The organism is Thioclava sp. SK-1 (assembly GCF_001705665.1).
In the GTDB taxonomy this organism is placed as follows: Bacteria; Pseudomonadota; Alphaproteobacteria; order Rhodobacterales; family Rhodobacteraceae; genus Thioclava.
This window is the reverse complement of sequence record NZ_MDHA01000016.1, coordinates 1-329: the sequence shown is the minus strand read 5'-3', so window position 1 is coordinate 329 and position 329 is coordinate 1. Positions and strand designations below refer to the sequence as shown.

1 pseudogene is annotated in these 329 nt (G+C 56.5%); it reads right to left on the bottom strand.

From position 1 onward, the window contains the following. Positions 1-329 (bottom strand): annotated as a pseudogene (locus BFP70_RS20550) (IS3 family transposase); the annotation flags it as partial.

Here is a 329-nt window from a genome sequence, read left to right as displayed (position 1 = left end):
CCCAGTTCCTTCAATTCCTGCGTCATGCGCGGACGGCCATAGCTGCCCAAGCTGAGCCGATGTTGTTCGCGGATATATGCCAGAAGGATCATGTCACGACGCTGGCGATGTGAGGGCGGCCTGCGACGCCACGCCCGTAGCCCACGATCTGAAACCTACATCAGGCGGCACAGATACGCACGTGAAAGATCTCCGCGATACTCCGCAATGAATTGAAATCTCATTGCTTTTGGCTCGCGAAGAAGATTGCCGCCTTTTTTAACACCTCCCTCTCCTCCCGCAGAATACGGTTCTCTTTGCGCAAGCGCTCGTTCTCGCGGCGCAACTCC